The organism is Streptomyces sp. NPDC026062 (assembly GCF_055568375.1).
In genome coordinates this window covers 28,241-46,506 of sequence record NZ_JBVHOQ010000035.1, presented here as the reverse complement: position 1 = coordinate 46,506, position 18,266 = coordinate 28,241, and the positions used below count along the sequence as shown (strand labels likewise).

The following is an 18,266-nucleotide window of genomic DNA, read 5'->3' as shown; positions in this document are numbered from 1 at the left end:
AGGCCGGAACGCGGCATGGCGCTTTCCGGGCAGCGAAGAGGGGTGGGGCCCTCGGGCGGTACCGCGTGCGCGGGCACGGGACCGGGAAAGTTCGTGTGCACAAGTACGCGTGTGTGGGCCACGTACCTGGAGGACGCAGGTTATCAGCGGTGGCCCCCTTGGCATGGTCTGCTCAGGGAATGCCGAGAGGCCCTGCCCGGCGCGGTGCGTCGGGCAGGGCCTCTCGGTCAGGCGGTCAGCCGGTATCAGCCGTTGCGCTTCCAGCGCGGCTTGTCGTCGCGGCGGCCGAAGGAGCCGGTGCTCGTACCGGTTCCCGTGGAGCGGTGGTCGTCGCGGCGGCCGGTCGGACGGTCGTTGCCGCCGGAGCGGAAGCCGCCCGACGGACGGTCGTCACGACGGTCGCGGTTGAACGGACGGTCGCCGCCGCCGGAGCGGAAGCCACCGGAGGGACGGTCGTCACGACGGTCGCGGTTGAACGACGGACGGTCGTTGTCGCGGCGCTCGAAGGAACGGCCACCGCGGTCGTCACGACGGTCGCCGCCGGAGCGGAAACCGCCCGACGGACGGTCGTCACGACGGTCGCGGCTGAACGACGGACGGTCGTTGTCGCGGCGCTCGAAGGAACGGCCGCCACGGTCGTCACGACGGTCGCCACCGGAGCGGAAACCGCCACCGACCGGACGGTCCTCACGGCGGTCGTTGCTGCCCCGGAACGACGGACGGTCGCTGCTGCCCCGGTAACCGTTGCTGCCGGCCGGACGGCCGCTGCGCTCGCCGACACGGTCGTTGTTGCCCCGGTAACCGCCCCGGTCGCCGCCCCGGTTGTCCCGGCGCTCGTAGTTGCCCCGGTCGTCGCGACGGTCATCGCGCGCCGCGGGCTGCTCCGGCACGGAGGTGGCGGCCAGCAGTGCGGCCTCCGCCTCGGCGGTGACCTCGGCGACGGCCGCCTCGGGGTCGTCGCCCCGCTCGCGTGCGGCGCGGGCGACCAGCCGGTCGGCCTCCTCGCGCAGCTCCACGGCACGGCGCTGGATGCGCTCCAGCTGCTTGGTCAGGTCGGCGGCCTCGCGCTCGGCCTGCTTGGCGGCGTTGTTCGCGGAGTCGGCCTGGACCTCGGTGAGCGAACGGGCGCCGGTGATCTCGGCGACCTCCGGCTCGAAGACGCCCGCGCCCTGGACGATGTGACGCGAGGCGTCGACGCCCGCGTCCTCCATGAGGCGGAAGATCTGGCGGCGCTGGTGCGGCAGCGCCAGGGAGACGACGACACCGGACTTGCCGGCACGGGCGGTACGGCCCGAGCGGTGCAGGTAGTCCTTGTGGTCGCCGGCCGGGTCCACGTTCAGGACCAGGTCGATGCCGTCGACGTGGATGCCTCGGGCGGCGACGTCGGTGGCGACCAGGGCGTTGACGTAGCCCTTCTTGAAGTCCTCCAGAACGCGGGTGCGCGCGCCCTGGGTCATGCCGCCGTGCAGCGCGTCGGCCTTCACACCGGACTCGATGAGCTGCTCGGCGATGCGGTCCGCGCCCAGCTGGGTGCGGACGAAGATGATGGTGCGGCCCTTGCGGGCGGCGATGGCGGAGGTGACCGGCGCCTTGTCCTTCGGCTTCACGACGAGGACGTGGTGCGACATGGTCGAGACGTTGCCCTGGGCTGAGTCGACCTCGTGGGTGACCGGGTTGCTCAGGTAGCGCTTGACCAGGGTGCCGATCTCGTTCTCCATGGTGGCGGAGAAGAGCATGCGCTGGCCGCCGCCGGGGATCTGGTCGAGCAGCTCGGTGACCTCGGGCAGGAAGCCCAGGTCGGACATCTGGTCGGCCTCGTCGAGGACGGCGACCTGGACGTTCTCCAGGGAGCAGGCGCCCCGGTTGATGATGTCGCGCAGCCGGCCCGGGGTGGCGACGAGGACGTCGACACCGCGCTCCAGGGCGTAGATCTGGTTGCCCATCGACGTACCGCCGCAGACGACCTTCATCTTCAGGCCGAGCACGTCGCCGTAGGGCTGAAGCGCGTCCGCGACCTGCATCGCGAGCTCACGGGTCGGGGTGAGGATGATCGCGCGGGGCTTCTTCTTCTCGGTGTGCCCACCGGCCAGCGCGGCCAGGGTCGGGAGACCGAAGGAGAGGGTCTTGCCGGAGCCGGTACGGCCACGGCCCAGGATGTCCTTGCCGGCCAGGGCGTCCGGGATGGTCGCGGCCTGGATCGGGAAGGGCGCGGTCACACCGTTCTGCGCGAGCTTGCGGACGATGCCCTCGGGCAGGCCCAGGTCGGCGAACGTGATGGTCGGCTCGGCGTCCGCCTCGTCGGCGGCGGTGTCGGCCTGCGGGGCGTCGGTCTCGACGGACTCGGCGGCCTCGGCGACGACGGCCTCTGCGGCCTCGATGAGCTCGTCGTTCTCGACGTTCTCGGGCATGACGGTGTGGTCAGAACTGGAAATTGACATGCGAAATGCGAAACCTCTCGGAGTCTCGGCACGCGCCCGTAACTCCGTGTTTTCGCAATTTCGACCGCCTCAATGCGGTCCAGCCACGGCAAGGGAGAGTACGCGCCACGCGGCGCTCTTCTGTGTCGGCGCCGGGCAATGGGATCAAACGATCTACCACCATACGCACTCTCACCCACATTGCGCAAACCGCCTCCGGTCCGCCACCCCCTCAGGCCGGCCCCACCTGCGGCGATGCCTCCGGAGTCCGCATCGCGTAGACGCTGTCCGGAGCGCCCCAGGCCTCGTTGTGGAGCTGAGCGGCCGGCGAGGCCGAGGGCGCCGGTGACACCGGCTCGGAAGGCTCCGGCTCGGGCTCCGGCAGCTCCGGCGGCTGCGGGGTCCCCGGGGTTCCGGGCTCCGGTACGGGCGGAGCCGGCGACTCCGCCGGCTCCGGAACCCCGGGCCCCGGGGCGGAGGGCGTCTGCGTCGGCGGCCGGCCGGCCCGTACCTCTCCCGGCCGGCCGGTGGCGGTGCCGGGGCTGCCGGAGGGGGCGGCCGAGGCACTCGGGTCGGCGGACCGGTCGCCCTCGCGCCCGGAGTGCGCCCCGGCGCCGCCACCGGTACGGACCCGGCCGGTACCGGACACCGTGGATCCGTCCGGCTCCACCGCCGAGCCCTCCGGAGCGGAGGCGCGGGAGGGCTCGGGCTCCCCGCCCTCGGAACCGATGCTCATACAGCCGGTGGACGCGGCGATCGTCACCGCGGTGACGGCCGCCCAGCGGACGGGAACGGGCAACTGGCGCACGGGGGCACCTCCGGAGGCGCGAAGAAGACGAGGCATCGCGGAAACGAGCCGGGAGCGCTGTGCCCAACTCCCGCCGCCCCGCCGGGGACACGCTCCCGGGCAGGACCGCACACCTCATTCACACCGCGCGGCTGGTGCCGCAGCCCGCCCGCGACCCCCGCAAGCCGCAGGCACGCGGGCGTCGCGCGACCCGCGTGCGCGGCCCCCGCCACCACCCGAACCCGCGTGCGTACAACGTCCCGCCGCGGCCCGCCCCGGTCCCGAGCGCGCCGCGCCGCGCAACTCCTCACCCGTACCCGAGCGCGTGCAGCCTCTCGTCGTCGATGCCGAAGTGGTGGGCGATCTCGTGCACGACCGTGATTTCCGTCTCGGCGACGACGTCCTCGCGCGACTCGCACATCCGCAGCGTCGGCCCCCGGTAGATGGTGATCCGGTCCGGCAGCACCCCCGCGTACCACTCGCCGCGCTCGGTCAGCGGCGTGCCCTCGTAGAGGCCGAGCAGTTCCGGGTCGTCGGACTCCGGTTCGTCCTCGACAAACACCGCGACGTTGTCCATCAGCCGGGTGAGCTCCGGCGGAATCCGGTCCAGCGCCTCGCCGACCAGCTCCTCGAACGCTTCCCGCGTCATCTCCAGCACCCCGCCATTGTCACGTACGGGCGCCGGATGTGCCCCGGCGCACCAAAGGCGCATATCTGCCTTGCGGCCGGGGCATACGCGCCCAATGGCCCGCGACCCGTTCCGTGCCGCAGCAGCCCGCGTCCGGCACCTCCTCCGCTCCCGCCCACGCCCACGCTCCGTCGGCCGGCCCGGCGGGCGTTCCGGCGGCGGCGGTGCACTCGCCGGTCCGGCCCGTCCGTTCGCCCACGCGCTCGGCCTGGTCGCCGTCGTGCTGTTCGGCGCCTGGCTGGGGCTGCTCGCCGTCGGCAGTGTCCGTACGCCCGTGGGCCCGATGGACACGACCATGACCCTGCGGCCTTCCCTCAGCGGCGGCACCACGATCGACGTGTCCCCGCTCGGCGCCCTCGAACTGGACTCGCACCACGCCCCGGTCCGGCTCGACGTCGACGTCGACCGCCTCGACCCGGTGCGCTCCGAAGCCCTGGTCCAGCACCCCGAACGGCTCGCCGGTCTGGAGGACGAGGTCAGCGCCGATGTCAGCGCCGGCACCCGTGAACTCGCCGAGCGCTCCGTCGTCGCAGCCGTCTTCGGCGCCACCGCGCTCGGACTCGCCGTCTACCGCAGGCCCCGGCGCGCGCTGGCCGCCGGAGGTCTCGCGCTCACGCTGCTGGCCGCCTCGGGCGCCGGGGCGTACGCCACCTGGAACCCCGAGTCGGTCCTGGAGCCGAAGTTCTCCGGGCTGCTCTCCAGCGCCCCCTCCGTCGTCGGCGACGCCCGCTCGATCGTCACCGAATTCGACGTCTACCAGCAGGAACTCGCCCGGCTGGTCACCAACGTGACCAAGCTGTACGACGCCACGTCGACGCTCCCCGTGTACAGCCCTGACCCCGCCACGCTCCGCGTCCTGCATGTCTCCGACATCCACCTCAATCCGGCGGCGTGGCACATCATCGGCTCACTCGTCGAGCAGTACGGCATCGACGTGATCATCGACTCGGGCGACACGATGGACCATGGAACGGCCGTGGAGAACGGCTTCCTCGACCCGATCAGCGATCTGGGCGCGCCCTACGTCTGGGTACGCGGCAACCACGACTCGGCGATGACGCAGAAGTACCTGGAGAGCGACAAGCGCTTCAGGAACGTGCATGTGCTGGACGAAGGCCGCGCGGTGACCGTCGGCGGTCTGCGGGTCGCGGGCACCGGGGACCCGCAGTTCACCCCGGACCGCACGGGCCCGGAGCAGGCCGAGGGGGCCCAGCGGGCGGCGGGCCTGAGGCTCGCCGCCGCGCTGCGCGACCAGCGGCGGGCGGGCACCCCGGCGGACATCGCCGTCGCCCACGAGCCGGAGGCGGTGAGGCAGGCGGACGGAACGGTCCCCCTCGCCCTGGCCGGCCATGTGCACCACCGGCAGAACGAGCTCATGGAGGGCGGCACCCGGCTGATGGTCGAGGGCTCCACGGGTGGCGGCGGGCTGCGTGCCGTACAGAACGAGAAGCCGGAGCAGGTGCTCGCGTCGGTGCTCTATCTGGACCGTTCCACCCGCCGTCTGCAGGCCTGGGACGAGATCACCCTGGGCGGCCTCGGTCTGACGACCGCCGAGGTCAGCCGCCACCTGCCCGAGGAAAGCCGGCCCGGAGCGACGCCCTCCCCTATTCGGTTTGGCTGACACCGAAACGCACGTGTATTGTCTCCGACGTGCCCAAGGGCACCGGTCAGGGCTCGACCGTTCTGAAACCTCAAAGGTTGAAGGAGAAGCGGAACCTCCTGGGGGGAAGCGGAGTCACCGGCTTCTCACTTTCCCTTCGGGCGACAGACGTAGAAGCAAGCTGTAACAGCAGTTCTGCCCTCATCGTCTAGTGGCCCAGGACGCCGCCCTTTCAAGGCGGTAGCACGGGTTCGAATCCCGTTGGGGGCACGTCTTACCCTGTGCAGTCTTCACGTGTGCACAGATCTTGGTCCTGTGGAGCAGTTTGGAGTGCTCGCCACCCTGTCAAGGTGGAGGCCGCGGGTTCAAATCCCGTCAGGACCGCTTGCAGATCACTCCGGTGAGCTGCGTGGCTGGGTAGCTCAGTTGGTACGAGCGATCGCCTGAAAAGCGATAGGTCGCCGGTTCGATCCCGGCCCCAGCCACCGCGAAGAGCCCCGGACGGCCCGCCGTCCGGGGCTTTTTCATGCGCTCCGGACGCTCTGTCGCGGCCGGCTCATCGGTCCGGGCGCGGGTCGATTCTCCCTCTAATCCGTGCGGGCCCGGCTCCTCACCCATCCGAGCCAGGCCCAGTACTGCCAGTTCGCGGCCCTGGCAAGGCCGCTGAGCGAACGTCAGCAGAGCGAGCCGCGGAGGATCTCGACGCGCGCCCGGATCACCGCGGACCGGATGCTCGCCCACGACGAGTGGGGAGGCCACGAAGGGATCGGCAAGCCCGAACCGCTGCGTAGCGACCTCTCCGGCTGCTGGTCACGGCGCATCAACCCCGAACACCGACTGGTCTGCCGCATCGACGAGAACGACATCATCCACGTCTGATACCAACGCGGTATCATCCATGTATGGCCATGACACTCCGCCTCCCCGACGATCTCGACGCGAAGCTCACCAAACGCGCCGAGCGCACCGGCCGCAGCAAGCAGACTCTTGCCATCGAAGCGATCCGGGACGCCGAGGCCCGAGCCGAACTCAACGTGCACGACATCCTGGCCGAGCTGACGGACACCGACTCGGAGATCCTGGACTATCTGAAGTGAGCGAAGTCCGCTACGTCCAGCTCGACGAGATCTTGGCCATCGCGGCCAAGATCAACGGCACCGAACACAGTGTGCGTGACCTCGGCCTGCTCGTCTCGGCCGTCGAGCGACCACGGACCAACGCGTTCGGTGCCGTGTTGTATCCCGCGCTCCACGAGAAGGCAGCAGCCCTGCTGCATGCCGTTGCCCGCAACCACGCGCTGATCGACGGCAACAAGCGCACCGCTTGGCTCGCCATGCGCTTCTTCCTGCGCGTCAACGGCCTGCCCGCCGGGCATCCGGTCCCGCCGGCCGAGGAGGCCGGCCCGTTCGTCGAGGCCATCGCGCAGGACCATCTCGACGTGCCCGTGATCGCCAAGCGGCTCATGGAGTGGTTCCCGGTCCAGTAGTCGCCGAGCGGGACTCAGCAGGACCCAAACGGGGCAATAGCCCGGCTCTCGCACATCTCCGCAGGTCAGCGAGGTATCGTTTTCGGGTACGAATCCCGTTGGGGGCACGCACAACCTGTGCGACACTTGGTCGCACAAAGCTTGGTCCTGTGGAGCAGTTTGGAGTGCTCGCCACCCTGTCAAGGTGGAGGCCGCGGGTTCAAATCCCGTCAGGACCGCTTGCAGATCACTCCGGTGAACTGCGTGGCTGGGTAGCTCAGTTGGTACGAGCGATCGCCTGAAAAGCGATAGGTCGCCGGTTCGATCCCGGCCCCAGCCACCACCCGAAGGCCCCGTCCACGTGGACGGGGCCTTCGCCGTGTCAGGCGTCCTCCCGCTCCGCCGCGTGCACCGCGTCCGCGTCCACGACGTCCGCCCCGGCCCTGCCCCGGCTCCGCCCCGAGCGCACCGCGAGCACCACCAGGACCACGGCCACCACCGCGACCAGCAGCATCTCGTCCGGTACGTGCTCACCGATGCCCCGGGCCCACTGCTCGACGGCGAACGACTGGTCCACGTTCAGCAGACCGGGCAACGCGGTCGTCCCGTCGTACACCAGGAACAGCGCACCGAGGCCGATGAAGAAGAGCCCCGACAGCAGCGTCGTGCTGTGCAGCCCGAAGCGGCCGAGCCGCAGGACCCGGCCACGCAGCCACACCCTCCGGCCCAGCTCGAACCGCTCCCAGAGCAGCGCGAGCAGGAGGAGCGGCACCGCCATGCCCAGGGCGTAGACGGCGAGCAGCAGTCCTCCGTACGCCGGGCTGCCGCTCACGGCCGCGACGGTGAGCACGCTGCCGAGGATCGGCCCCGCGCAGAAACCGGCGAGGCCGTATACGGCACCGAGCGCGTAGACGGACAGAGCCGTCGTGGGCCGGATCCGGCCGCTGAGCTCGGAGATCCGGCGCGAGGCGAAGCCCAGACCGACGATCTGCGCGACGCCGAGCCCGATGATCAGCCAGCCCGCGCCGAGGACGAGGGCGTCGCGATGGCTGTAGAAGATCCGTCCGGCGTACGAGCCCGCGGCTCCGAGCGGGACGAGGGTGGTGGCCAGGCCCGCGTAGAAGATCCCGGTCCGGGCGAGCAGCCGGGAGGCGGAGTCGATGGAGTACGCGAAGAAGGCGGGGAGCAGCAGGGCGCTGCACGGGCTGAGCAGCGCCAGGAGCCCGCCGAGGAAGGCGGCGAAGTAGCCGATGTCCGCCGTCATTTGTGGGCGTCCTCGGGGGAAGCCGAGGTCTCGGGGGAAGCGGGGCTCTTGGGGGAAGCCGGGCCCGCTTCCGGGGAGGCGGAGCCCTTGGTGTCCTGGCCCGCGTTGCCCAGGTTCTTCGCGCGGCGGGCGGCCTGTTCGATGGCCTGGGTGAACGTCTCCGCCGGCTGCGCCCCGGCGATCGGGCGGCCGTTGATCAGGAAGGACGGGGTGGACGTCGCGCCGATCCCGTACCCCTGCTCCTGGTCCTCGCTCACCGCTGCCGCGGCCGCGGAGCCGTCCGTGTCGCGGACGAAGCGGTCGAGGTCGGGCACCCCGGCCTCGGTGGCAAGGGCTTTCAGCCGGTCCGTGCCGAACCCCTTCTCCTTGGCCCCTTCGGTGTACGCGGCGCGGTGGAACTCCCAGAAGCGGCCCTGCTGCCCGGCGGCCCAGGAAGCGCGCGCGGCGGCCTCGGACTCGGCGCCGAAGATCGGGAAGTTGCGCCACTCGATGCGCAGGGTGCCGTTGTCGACGTACTTCTTCACCAGGGCGGGTTCGGTGTCCCTGGCGAACTTTCCGCAGTAGCCGCACTTGAAGTCGGCGTACTCGATGAGCACCACGGGGGCGTCCACCCGGCCCAGCGCCAGCTTGTCGCCGGCGTCGCGCCGGGCGAGCTTCGCCAGCTCCGGGTAGACGCCCTCCTCGGGGTCCTGGGTGACATCGGCCACCGCCGAGGACGAGGAATCGGGGCCGGGGGCGTCGGGGGCGGTCGCCCGGTAGGAGACGTAGCCGAACAGCGCGGCCACGACGACGACCCCGACGCCGTAGACCAGCGGCTTCCTGCCGGCTGCCCGCCTCGGCTTCGCGGAGGACTTCGCGGACGGCTTCGGGGAAGGCTTGGGGGACGGCTTCGGGGACGGCTTCGGGGAGGGCTTGGGCATGGATGTGGGCATGCGGAACTCCGAGCTGGTGGTGCGGGAGAGTGGGCAGGGGACGGCGCGGCGGGCCGTCTACACCCTCAGTACGGAGAGTTCCACCGGGCTCGGCGCGGCCTCGTCCGGTCCGCGCGGTGTCATCGGCGCGGACTGCCGGAGCGGCCCCGGCACGGTGGCCGCGGGCAGGCCCCATTCGGCGAGGCCGGGCGCCTGGTCGTGGGCGGCGCGGGACGGCCCGGGAACGGCCGGCTCGGTGCCGTCGTGCTTGCCCTTCCTGCCGCAGCCGGGAAGCCCGTCCCCCTGCCCGGCACTCATGGACGCGGCGTTCGTGGACACGGCCACCGCAGGATCCGAAGAAGGAGAAGAAGAAGGTGCCGACGTGACAGCCGTCGACGGTCCGCAGAACAGTCCCAGGACGACCGCGAGGGCCGCCACCAGGCAGCAGCACCACGACGAACGGGACATGGCGGGCAGGCCTTCCGGCAGGGAGCTCGGCAAGAGAATCAGCTGTCCGGAATGGTACGTGCTGTGATCACGCCGTCTCCGGCTGTACGGCGCAGGTGACCGGAAACGCGTGAAACCGGCCGTACGGGCCAGGTGACCGGGACCGCGCGAAATAGGTTCGCCGTTCCTCGGGCCCGGGTGAGATCCTGGGATCCGTATGTCTACTTCCTTTGCCGATCTCCAGTCCCAGCTCGGGCAGCTCTCGCTCCGCGACGCGCACCGGCTCGGCCGCCGCCTCGAAGGCGCGCGCCGCATTCGCAAACCCGAGGCCCAGCAGGCCGTGCTGGACGAGATCGCGGCCCAGGCCACGAAGGCAGCCGGGCGGCTCGCGCTGCGAGCCGGGCGGATGCCTGCCCTCTCGTACCCCGAACAGCTGCCGGTCAGCCAGAAGAAGGACGAGATCCTGGAGGCGATACGCGACCACCAGGTCGTGATCGTCGCCGGTGAGACCGGATCCGGCAAGACCACCCAGATCCCCAAGATCTGCATGGAGCTGGGCCGTGGCGTACGAGGCATGATCGGGCACACCCAGCCGCGCCGGATCGCGGCCCGTACGGTGGCCGAGCGCGTCGCCGACGAGCTGAAGACGCCGCTGGGCGAGGCGGTCGGCTGGAAGGTCCGCTTCACCGACCAGGTCAACCCTGACGCGACCTTCGTCAAGCTGATGACGGACGGCATCCTGCTCGCCGAGATCCAGACGGACCGCGAGCTGCTCGCCTACGACACGATCATCATCGACGAGGCCCACGAGCGGTCGCTGAACATCGACTTCCTGCTCGGCTATCTCGCCCGGCTGCTGCCCAAGCGTCCCGATCTGAAGGTCGTCATCACCTCGGCGACCATCGACCCGGAGCGCTTCGCCCGCCACTTCGGCGAGGCCCCGATCGTCGAGGTCAGCGGCCGTACGTACCCCGTGGAGGTGCGCTACCGCCCGCTCCTCGAAGAGGACAGCGACGACTCCGACCGCGACCAGATCACCGCCATCTGCGACGCCGTCGACGAGCTCCAGGGCGAGGGACCGGGCGATGTCCTGGTCTTCCTCTCCGGAGAGCGCGAGATCCGCGACACGGCGGACGCGCTCGGCAAACGCAACCTCAGACATACCGAGGTGCTCCCGCTCTACGCGCGCCTGTCGCACGCCGAGCAGCACCGCGTGTTCCAGCGTCACACGGGACGCAGGATCGTCCTGGCGACCAACGTCGCCGAGACCTCGCTCACCGTCCCCGGCATCAAATACGTGATCGACCCGGGCAACGCCCGTATCTCCCGCTACAGCCACCGCACCAAGGTCCAGCGGCTGCCGATCGAGCGGATCTCGCAGGCCAGTGCCAACCAGCGCAAGGGCCGCTGCGGCCGTACGTCGGACGGCATCTGCATCCGGCTGTACTCCGAGGACGACTTCCTGACCCGTCCGGAGTTCACCGACCCGGAGATCCTGCGGACGAACCTGGCCTCCGTCATCCTCCAGATGACCGCCGCAGGACTCGGCGACATCGAGAAGTTCCCCTTCATCGACCCGCCGGACCACCGCAACATCCGCGACGGCGTGCAGCTCCTCCAGGAGCTGGGCGCGCTGGACCCGCAGGAGAAGGATCCGAAGAAGCGGCTCACCCAGCTGGGCCGCAAACTCTCCCAGCTGCCCGTCGACCCGCGCCTGGCCCGCATGGTCATCGAGGCCGACCGCAACGGCTGTGTCCGCGAGGTCATGGTCATCGCCTCCGCGCTCTCCATCCAGGACCCGCGCGAGCGGCCCTCGGAGAAGCAGACCCAGGCCGACCAGCAGCACGCCCGCTTCAAGGACGAGACGTCCGACTTCCTGGCGTTCCTGAACCTGTGGCGCTACCTCCGCGAGCAGCAGAAGGAGCGCGGCTCCTCCAGCTTCCGCCGGATGTGCAAGCAGGAGTATCTGAACTTCCTGCGCATCCGCGAATGGCAGGACATCTACGCGCAACTGCGCACGGTCGCCAAGCAGATGGGGATCGAGCTCAACGAGGACGACGCGCCGGAGCAGTCGGTGCACACCTCGCTGCTGGCCGGTCTGCTGTCGCACATCGGCCTGAAGGACACCGAGAAGAACGAGTACCTGGGTGCCCGCAGCGCCAAGTTCGCGATCTTCCCGGGGTCCGCGCTCTTCAAGAAGCAGCCCCGGTTCGTGATGTCCGCCGAGCTGGTGGAGACGTCCCGGCTGTGGGCGCGCGTCAACGCCCGGGTCGAGCCGGAGTGGATCGAGCCGCTGGCCGGGCACCTGCTGAAGCGCACCTACAGCGAGCCGCACTGGGAGAAGGACCAGGCGGCGGTGATGGCGTACGAACGGGTCACGCTGTACGGCGTACCGATCGTGGCCCAGCGCAAGGTAAATTTCGGCCGGATCGACCAGGAGGCCTCACGGGACCTCTTCATCCGCAACGCCCTGGTCGAGGGCGACTGGCGCACGCACCACCAGTTCTTCCACGACAACCGCAAGCTCCTGGGCGAGGTCGAGGAGCTGGAGCACCGCGCCCGGCGCCGCGACATCCTGGTGGACGACGAGACGCTCTTCGACTTCTACGACCAGCGGATCCCGGAACACATCGTCTCGGGCGCGCACTTCGACTCCTGGTGGAAGCACAAGCGCCGGGACGAGCCGGACGCGCTCGACTTCGAGCGCTCCATGCTCATCAACGAGAAGGCCGGGGCCGTCACCAAGGACGACTACCCGGACTCCTGGCGGCAGGGGAAGCTCAAGTTCCGGGTGACGTACCAGTTCGAGCCCGGTGCGGACGCCGACGGTGTGACCGTCCACATCCCGCTCCAGGTGCTCAACCAGGTCACCTCCGAGGGCTTCGACTGGCAGATCCCGGGCCTGCGCGAGGAAGTGGTCACCGAACTGATCCGCTCGCTGCCCAAGCCCATCCGCCGGCACTACGTCCCCGCGCCGAACTACGCGGACAAGTTCCTGGACCGGGCCGTGCCCCTCCAGGAGCCGCTGCCGCTGACACTGGCCCGCGAGCTGCAGCGGATGGTCGGTGTCCCGGTCACCGCGGACGACTTCGACCTGAGCCGGGTCCCGGACCATCTGAAGATCACCTTCCGGGTCGTCGACGAGCGGCGCCGCAAGGTCGCCGAGGACAAGGACCTGGAGGCGCTGCGGGCCCAACTGCGTCCCAAGGCCCGTCAGGCCCTCTCCAAGGCCGCCGCGGCGACCGCGGGGCCGTCCGGGGAGTCCATCGAGCGCTCGGGCCTCACGGACTGGACGATCGGCACGCTGGACCGGGTCTTCGAGACCCGGCGGGCGGGCCAGCCGGTGAAGGCCTTCCCGGCCCTCGTCGACCAGGGCGAAACCGTGGCCGTACGCCTCTTCGACACCGAGGCCGAGCAGCAGCAGGCGATGTGGCGCGGCACCCGGAAGCTGATCCTGCTGAACATCCCGGTGAACCCGGCGAAGTTCGCGTCGGACAAGCTGACGAACCAGCAGAAGCTGGCCCTGTCCCGTAATCCGCACGGCTCCGTCCAGGCACTGTTCGACGACTGCGCGACCGCGGCCGCCGACCGTCTGATCGCCGCCCACGGCGGCCCCGCCTGGGACGAGGCGTCGTTCCGGAAGCTGTACGACAAGGTGCGCGCCGACCTGGTGGACCTGACCGTCCGCACGATCGGCCAGGTCCAGCAGATCCTGGCGGCCTGGCAGGCCTGCGAACGCCGGCTGAAGTCCACCAGCAGCCTGGTCCTGATCAACAACGTCACGGACGTACGGGAGCACCTCGCCCGTCTCGTGCCGCCCGGCTTCGTCACCCTGACCGGGCTGCGCAGGCTGCCCGACCTGATGCGCTACCTGGTCGCCGAGGACCGCCGGCTCCAGCAGATGCCGACGAACGTCCAGCGCGACACCACGCGCATGGAGAAGGTCCACGAGATGCAGGACGAGTACGCCTGGCTGCTGGAGCAACTGCCGCAGGGCAGGCCCGTTCCGCAGGAGGTCCTGGACATCCGCTGGATGATCGAGGAGCTGCGGGTCAGCTATTTCGCGCATGCCCTGGGCACCGCGTTCCCCGTTTCCGACAAGCGGATCGTGAAGGCGATCGACGCGGCGGCTCCGTAGACCGCGGGACGGTGGGCGCGTAACGGCCCCACCACCAGGAGTGAGTTCGACCGCACCCTCCGACCTCCTGTACAGTCTGTCTTCGCAGCCAGCCGCAAGGCAGCAGCGAAAACCTGGTCCTGTGGAGCAGTTTGGAGTGCTCGCCACCCTGTCAAGGTGGAGGCCGCGGGTTCAAATCCCGTCAGGACCGCAGTAACGAAAGCCCGGATCCTCTGGATCCGGGCTTTCGCGCGTCTTGACTCCGGTATCCGCCGACTAGTACTCAGAAGCCAAGGGCTGCCCCTGTTTTCCCGGACGGGGCGGCGCGCATCCACCGGGAGGTGGCGCGAATGGCGGCATCCACGGACGAGGGCTTACGGCCGGACCGGCCGGGTGCCCGCGTGCCGGGCGCCGCCCGCGAGAGGCCACCCCGCCACGAGATCCACGCCCTGCCGCGCGCCCCCCTGGCGGCGGCCTCCGGCGATCGCCACCGCCCCCGGGGCCGTGCGGTCCGCACGCGGTTGCCGCGGCTCGCCACGGCGCCCCTGACGGCCCCCCTGGTCGCCGGAACAGACCACATGGCCCGTGCCGGCCCCAGGACCGCCGGAACAGACCACACGGCCCGTGACGGCCCCCGGGCCGCCGGAACCGACCGCGCAGCCCGCGACCGCTCCCGGAGTCCCGGAACGGCCCGCGGCCACTCCCTGCCCCGGGAACAGACCGCACACCCCGAGATGGCCCGCAGACGGCCGCTGCGAGCCACGAGGCCCCCGACTGCCCCCGGGCCGCCCAGGACGGGCTCCGGGCCCCGTGATGGGCCCCCTGCGGGGCTCCGGAGCCCCGCAGGGGGCCGCCGAACCGCCGGACGGGGCCCCCACAGGAGAGCCCGTCAGCCGGCGGACGCCGGCCCGCCCGGTCCTCTCGCCCCCTCCGGTGCCGCCCTGTCGCACCGAAGAGGTCGCCGGGAAGCGGCACGGCCCCACAGGGGCGCAGGTCGAAAGTCCTCGCGCCACGTGACCAATGGCTTGGCGTTCCGCTCCATCGCAGTGGCAGGCTCGTAGTTGGCAAGACTCATGCCGTGTGACGGGTGTCACTGAATCAGTTTTCAGAAGGGGTGGCTTTACACCCTTCCTACAACTGGCGAATTTAATATGTGCAATTGCACCACTCTGCAGACGCACCCCCGGGAACCTCCGCCCCGCCCCGATCCACCCTCCACGAGGGCCTGGGCGCACGCCTCCCGACAGAGGCGAACACGCCCGCACAAGCCCGCCCCGGAGCCAACCGGACGCCCGGTTTCAAATGGCGAAATACTGACGGACGACAGGGGCGACGAGCTGAGCGGCGGGTGCCGACGCCGGCCGGGCGCACAAAAAGATCGCGCTGGACCCGGCGGAGTCCAGCGCGATCTCATGACGACACCCGTATGGCACAGGTATGGCGCCCGTTGGGGCGGGCGCCCGTCATATGGAGCTATGGGTGGGCTATATGGGTTGGGGGACCCAAAAGCCCAGTTGTGACGCGGCGACAGGGGTGAATCAGGCCTCGCTGCGCTGCTGCGGAATACCCGCAAGCAGTGCGCGGACCTCTGCCTCGCGGTACCGGCGATGTCCACCGAGCGTGCGGATGGACGTGAGCTTGCCTGCCTTCGCCCAACGGGTAACCGTCTTCGGGTCCACGCGGAACATCGTGGCAACCTCAGCCGGGGTCAGCAGCGGCTCGGCATCAGGGGTGCGAGCGGTCATGAGCGGCCTCCTCGGGAGAACCGAACCATCTCGGTTCTTTCCTCTAAATTCTGCACCTTGACCCGCGTTGCCCGAAATGGCGGACGCGGGCCGAGTCGGTTATAGGACGAACGGCTTGTCCTCGGCACTACAACTACACCATCCGTCCAGCCGCGTCGGCCAAACCGATGGAATTGCCCTCCCAGGTGTTCATCAGCGACGGAAGCCGATGGACCATGCCATAGCGGACAGTCACACCGCCGTGACGATCAGTCACAGAGCGATCAGGAGCCATCAGACCCCCCATAGAGTGCAATGCTGAGCATTCCGCCCACACTTGGACGGATGGAGCCCTCCCCGGACTCCTTGTCCTATTTTGGCACGAGGGGTAGGGAAGGACGCAAGAGCCCCGTAAGTGCAATCCATCACGCTTGAGAAAAAAGCCCGGTTCGGGACGTAGGTCCCACAACCACTGAAGTAGGGTTCTACCTCTTCACTCTCACGTGTCACACAGGCCACAGGTTCATAGAGCGTCAGTTCGCAAACTGGCGATCCCTCACGGCTCTCCAGCGCTCCGCGAGACGGGTATATGCCTCGCTCGCCCTCTCGGCGTCCCCGGCACCCAGCGCCGCGATGCCCTCCGCCACATCCGCGGCGCTCCGGTCCCCGGCAAGCTGCTCGGCCGACAGGGCGTGCACCAGCCCGCCGTAGTCCAGCTCCACGAGCGCGCGCGGATGGAACTCCTCCAGCCACCGACCGACGTCCACGAGCCCCTCGCTCAACGGGCCGTCGTCCATGGACTCCCGCAGTGTCTTCAGACCCCGGGCCAGCCTGCGCCGTGCCTGGACCATCGGCGTCCGGTAGCGCAGCAGGGGCGGCTCACCGCCCTCCCCCGCCTCCCGGTACTCGCGCTCCTCGTCCGAGAACAGGACGAACCAGCGCACCGGAACCTGCCACACCGCCGTCCTGATCCACGGCCGGGCATCCGGATTGCGCTCCGCCCACCGTTCGTGGTCGGCCGCGGCCTGCCCGCGCACCACCGGCGGCAGCACCGCGTCGAGCACCGCACCCGGAAACATCTCCGCCAGCCCGTCCAGCGCCAGCCACCCGCGCAGCCGGGTCCGCCACGGGCAGACGCACACCACACCGTCCGCCTCGGCGACGAACGCGTCGGCGCTCTCGTGCACCGGCACTCCGACCGGCGGCGTCGACACCAAGTCGGCCAGCGAACGGCGCAGTTCGTCCTGGGCCGTAGGGATCAGCCCGCGGCCCGCATAGCGGGCCCAGTGAGCACGTTCGGCCTCCGGGAAGGCCGCCAGTGGCTCGTACACCCGGAGGTAGGACGCGTAAGGGACGAGCACGGAAGACACCACCGACATGCAGCGATCGTGTCACGCCAGTACTCCTGTAGTGGGTGATCCACGGCACTGGCACGGATCCGCGGCCCCGGAGGACTTACGCTCTTGCCCAGTCGGACCGTCCGTGCCGGGCGGTCCGGGGCCCTCCCCACCTTCAGGGGGGTCTACCCGCCGCTTCGTACTTGGGAGTCACCACAGTGACCGATGTGACCGGCGTGCCTGTTGACGTACTGCACACCCTGTTCCACTCGGACCAGGGGGGACACGAACAGGTCGTGCTCTGCCAGGACCGCGCCAGCGGCCTCAAGGCCGTCATCGCCCTCCACTCCACCGCCCTGGGCCCCGCCCTCGGCGGTACCCGCTTCTACCCGTACGCCTCCGAGCAGGAGGCCGTCGCGGACGCGCTGAACCTGGCGCGTGGCATGTCGTACAAGAACGCCATGGCCGGTCTCGACCACGGTGGCGGCAAGGCCGTCATCATCGGCGACCCCGAGCGGATCAAGACCGAGGAACTCCTCCTGGCCTACGGCCGGTTCGTGGCCTCGCTCGGCGGGCGCTACGTGACGGCCTGCGATGTCGGCACCTACGTCGCCGACATGGACGTCGTGGCCCGCGAATGCCGCTGGACCACCGGCCGCTCCCCCAAGAACGGCGGCGCCGGCGACTCCTCGGTACTCACCGCGTTCGGCGTCTTCCAGGGCATGCGGGCCTCCGCCCAGCACCTCTGGGGCGACCCGACGCTGCGTGGCCGGAAAGTGGGGGTCTCGGGCGTCGGCAAGGTGGGCCACCATCTCGTCGAGCATCTGCTGTCGGACGGCGCCGAGGTCGTGATCACCGATGTGCGGGACGAGTCCGTGCGCCGGATCACCGAGAAGCACCCCGAGGTCGCCGTCGTGGCCGACACCGAGGCCCTGATCCGTACGGAAGGTCTGGACATCTACGCGCCGTGCGCACTCGGCGGCGCCCTGAACGACGCCACCGTGCCGGTGCTCACCGCATCGGTGGTGTGCGGCGCGGCCAACAACCAGCTCGCGCACCCGGGCGTCGAGAAGGACCTGGCGGACCGCTCGATCCTGTACGCCCCCGACTACGTGGTGAACGCGGGCGGTGTCATCCAGGTCGCGGACGAGCTGCATGGCTTCGACTTCGAGCGGTGCAGGGCGAAGGCGTCGAAGATCTTCGATACGACCCTGGCCATCTTTGCGCGCGCGAAGGCTGACGGCATTCCGCCGGCTGCCGCCGCCGACCGGATCGCCGAGCAGCGGATGGCCGAAGCCCGCCGCGGCTGAGCCCGGGCACCGGTGGCCCAGCGTGCGGAAACCCCTACAGGGCGTCATTTCCGCGCTTGGCCCCGCGACCCGCCGACCGGCGAGACAAGACTCACGCCGGTCGGCGGGTCGCATGCCAATAAGAGGTTAAAATCGGAGTTGACCAGCGAGGACGGAGCTCCTCACGGGTCCTCTTCCGGGGCGTGTGACGCGGGCGGCG

The 18,266-nt window shown here is 70.1% G+C and carries 16 protein-coding genes and 6 tRNA genes; 14 read left to right on the top strand and 8 right to left on the bottom strand.

Annotated elements, in window-relative coordinates; all coding sequences use genetic code 11:
• Window positions 1-245 precede the first annotated feature (245 nt).
• The 3 genes from ACZ4LX_RS27905 to ACZ4LX_RS27895 all read right to left on the bottom strand — a co-directional run bounded on the left by ACZ4LX_RS27905 (window position 246) and on the right by ACZ4LX_RS27895 (window position 3,862).
• Window positions 246-2,408, bottom strand: coding sequence for a DEAD/DEAH box helicase (locus tag ACZ4LX_RS27905; RefSeq protein ID WP_467649574.1), 2,163 nt, complete (start codon window positions 2,406-2,408; stop codon window positions 246-248).
• Between the two features lie 241 nt (window positions 2,409-2,649).
• On the bottom strand, window positions 2,650-3,225 hold the full coding sequence (locus ACZ4LX_RS27900) for a hypothetical protein (RefSeq protein WP_467649573.1): 576 nt from the start codon (window positions 3,223-3,225) through the stop codon (window positions 2,650-2,652).
• 286 nt (window positions 3,226-3,511) lie between these two features.
• Window positions 3,512-3,862 (bottom strand): metallopeptidase family protein, encoded by a 351-nt coding sequence (locus ACZ4LX_RS27895; protein WP_206309567.1) that lies wholly within the window; start codon window positions 3,860-3,862, stop codon window positions 3,512-3,514.
• An 85-nt stretch (window positions 3,863-3,947) separates the two neighbouring features.
• Between ACZ4LX_RS27895 and ACZ4LX_RS27890 the strand changes: the two genes are divergently transcribed.
• From ACZ4LX_RS27890 to ACZ4LX_RS27850, 9 genes are all read left to right on the top strand, one after another.
• Window positions 3,948-5,513, top strand: coding sequence for a metallophosphoesterase family protein (locus ACZ4LX_RS27890; protein WP_467649572.1), 1,566 nt, complete (start codon window positions 3,948-3,950; stop codon window positions 5,511-5,513).
• A 176-nt stretch (window positions 5,514-5,689) separates the two neighbouring features.
• A tRNA-Glu gene (locus ACZ4LX_RS27885) sits at window positions 5,690-5,762 on the top strand.
• Between the two features lie 39 nt (window positions 5,763-5,801).
• A tRNA-Asp gene (locus ACZ4LX_RS27880) sits at window positions 5,802-5,876 on the top strand.
• A gap of 27 nt (window positions 5,877-5,903) precedes the next feature.
• Window positions 5,904-5,977, top strand: a tRNA-Phe gene (locus ACZ4LX_RS27875).
• A 109-nt stretch (window positions 5,978-6,086) separates the two neighbouring features.
• Complete coding sequence (locus ACZ4LX_RS27870) at window positions 6,087-6,371, top strand: type II toxin-antitoxin system YoeB family toxin (protein ID WP_467649571.1); 285 nt, start codon at window positions 6,087-6,089, stop codon at window positions 6,369-6,371.
• A gap of 23 nt (window positions 6,372-6,394) precedes the next feature.
• Complete coding sequence (locus ACZ4LX_RS27865; protein ID WP_467649570.1) at window positions 6,395-6,589, top strand: ribbon-helix-helix protein, CopG family; 195 nt, start codon at window positions 6,395-6,397, stop codon at window positions 6,587-6,589.
• A complete protein-coding gene (locus tag ACZ4LX_RS27860; RefSeq protein WP_467649569.1) occupies window positions 6,586-6,978 on the top strand; it encodes a type II toxin-antitoxin system death-on-curing family toxin in 393 nt (130 codons plus the stop codon). The genes ACZ4LX_RS27865 and ACZ4LX_RS27860 overlap by 4 nt, the downstream gene beginning before the upstream one ends.
• 143 nt (window positions 6,979-7,121) lie before the next feature.
• Window positions 7,122-7,196 (top strand) — tRNA-Asp (locus ACZ4LX_RS27855).
• Between the two features lie 27 nt (window positions 7,197-7,223).
• Window positions 7,224-7,300: transfer RNA gene (locus ACZ4LX_RS27850), tRNA-Phe, on the top strand.
• 39 nt (window positions 7,301-7,339) lie between these two features.
• Here ACZ4LX_RS27850 and ACZ4LX_RS27845 read toward each other — a convergent pair.
• The 3 genes from ACZ4LX_RS27845 to ACZ4LX_RS27835 are packed head-to-tail and all read right to left on the bottom strand — an operon-like array spanning window position 7,340 to window position 9,471.
• Window positions 7,340-8,221 carry a cytochrome c biogenesis CcdA family protein gene (locus ACZ4LX_RS27845; protein WP_467649568.1) on the bottom strand — a complete coding sequence of 294 codons (882 nt, stop codon included), beginning with the start codon at window positions 8,219-8,221 and terminating at the stop codon, window positions 7,340-7,342.
• Window positions 8,218-9,153, bottom strand: a complete 936-nt coding sequence (locus ACZ4LX_RS27840) for a DsbA family protein (RefSeq protein ID WP_467649567.1) — start codon at window positions 9,151-9,153, stop codon at window positions 8,218-8,220. The genes ACZ4LX_RS27845 and ACZ4LX_RS27840 overlap by 4 nt, the downstream gene beginning before the upstream one ends.
• Before the next feature lie 57 nt (window positions 9,154-9,210).
• A complete protein-coding gene (locus ACZ4LX_RS27835) occupies window positions 9,211-9,471 on the bottom strand; it encodes a hypothetical protein (RefSeq protein WP_467721303.1) in 261 nt (86 codons plus the stop codon).
• Between the two features lie 43 nt (window positions 9,472-9,514).
• On the opposite strand from ACZ4LX_RS27835, the gene ACZ4LX_RS27830 reads away from it, so the two are divergent.
• The 4 genes from ACZ4LX_RS27830 (at window position 9,515) to ACZ4LX_RS27815 (ending at window position 14,757) form a co-directional block, all read left to right on the top strand.
• Entirely contained in the window at window positions 9,515-9,667 is a 153-nt protein-coding gene (locus ACZ4LX_RS27830) for a hypothetical protein (protein WP_467649565.1), read from the top strand.
• A gap of 129 nt (window positions 9,668-9,796) precedes the next feature.
• On the top strand, window positions 9,797-13,717 hold the full coding sequence (hrpA, locus tag ACZ4LX_RS27825) for an ATP-dependent RNA helicase HrpA (protein ID WP_467649564.1): 3,921 nt from the start codon (window positions 9,797-9,799) through the stop codon (window positions 13,715-13,717).
• 115 nt (window positions 13,718-13,832) lie between these two features.
• Window positions 13,833-13,907, top strand: a tRNA-Asp gene (locus ACZ4LX_RS27820).
• A gap of 139 nt (window positions 13,908-14,046) precedes the next feature.
• Window positions 14,047-14,757, top strand: a complete 711-nt coding sequence (locus tag ACZ4LX_RS27815) for a DUF6274 family protein (protein ID WP_467649563.1) — start codon at window positions 14,047-14,049, stop codon at window positions 14,755-14,757.
• Between the two features lie 477 nt (window positions 14,758-15,234).
• Here the strand turns inward: ACZ4LX_RS27815 and bldC are convergent, their stop codons facing one another.
• Both bldC and ACZ4LX_RS27805 read right to left on the bottom strand, forming a co-directional pair.
• Window positions 15,235-15,441 (bottom strand): developmental transcriptional regulator BldC, encoded by a 207-nt coding sequence (bldC, locus tag ACZ4LX_RS27810; RefSeq protein ID WP_003949541.1) that lies wholly within the window; start codon window positions 15,439-15,441, stop codon window positions 15,235-15,237.
• A 512-nt stretch (window positions 15,442-15,953) separates the two neighbouring features.
• Window positions 15,954-16,799 carry a DUF8083 family protein gene (locus ACZ4LX_RS27805; RefSeq protein ID WP_467649562.1) on the bottom strand — a complete coding sequence of 282 codons (846 nt, stop codon included), beginning with the start codon at window positions 16,797-16,799 and terminating at the stop codon, window positions 15,954-15,956.
• Window positions 16,800-16,975: 176 nt separating this feature from the next.
• Between ACZ4LX_RS27805 and ACZ4LX_RS27800 the strand changes: the two genes are divergently transcribed.
• The gene (locus tag ACZ4LX_RS27800) at window positions 16,976-18,067 is read left to right on the top strand and encodes a Leu/Phe/Val dehydrogenase (protein ID WP_467649561.1); all 1,092 of its coding nucleotides are present in this window, start codon (window positions 16,976-16,978) and stop codon (window positions 18,065-18,067) included.
• Window positions 18,068-18,266 lie beyond the last annotated feature (199 nt).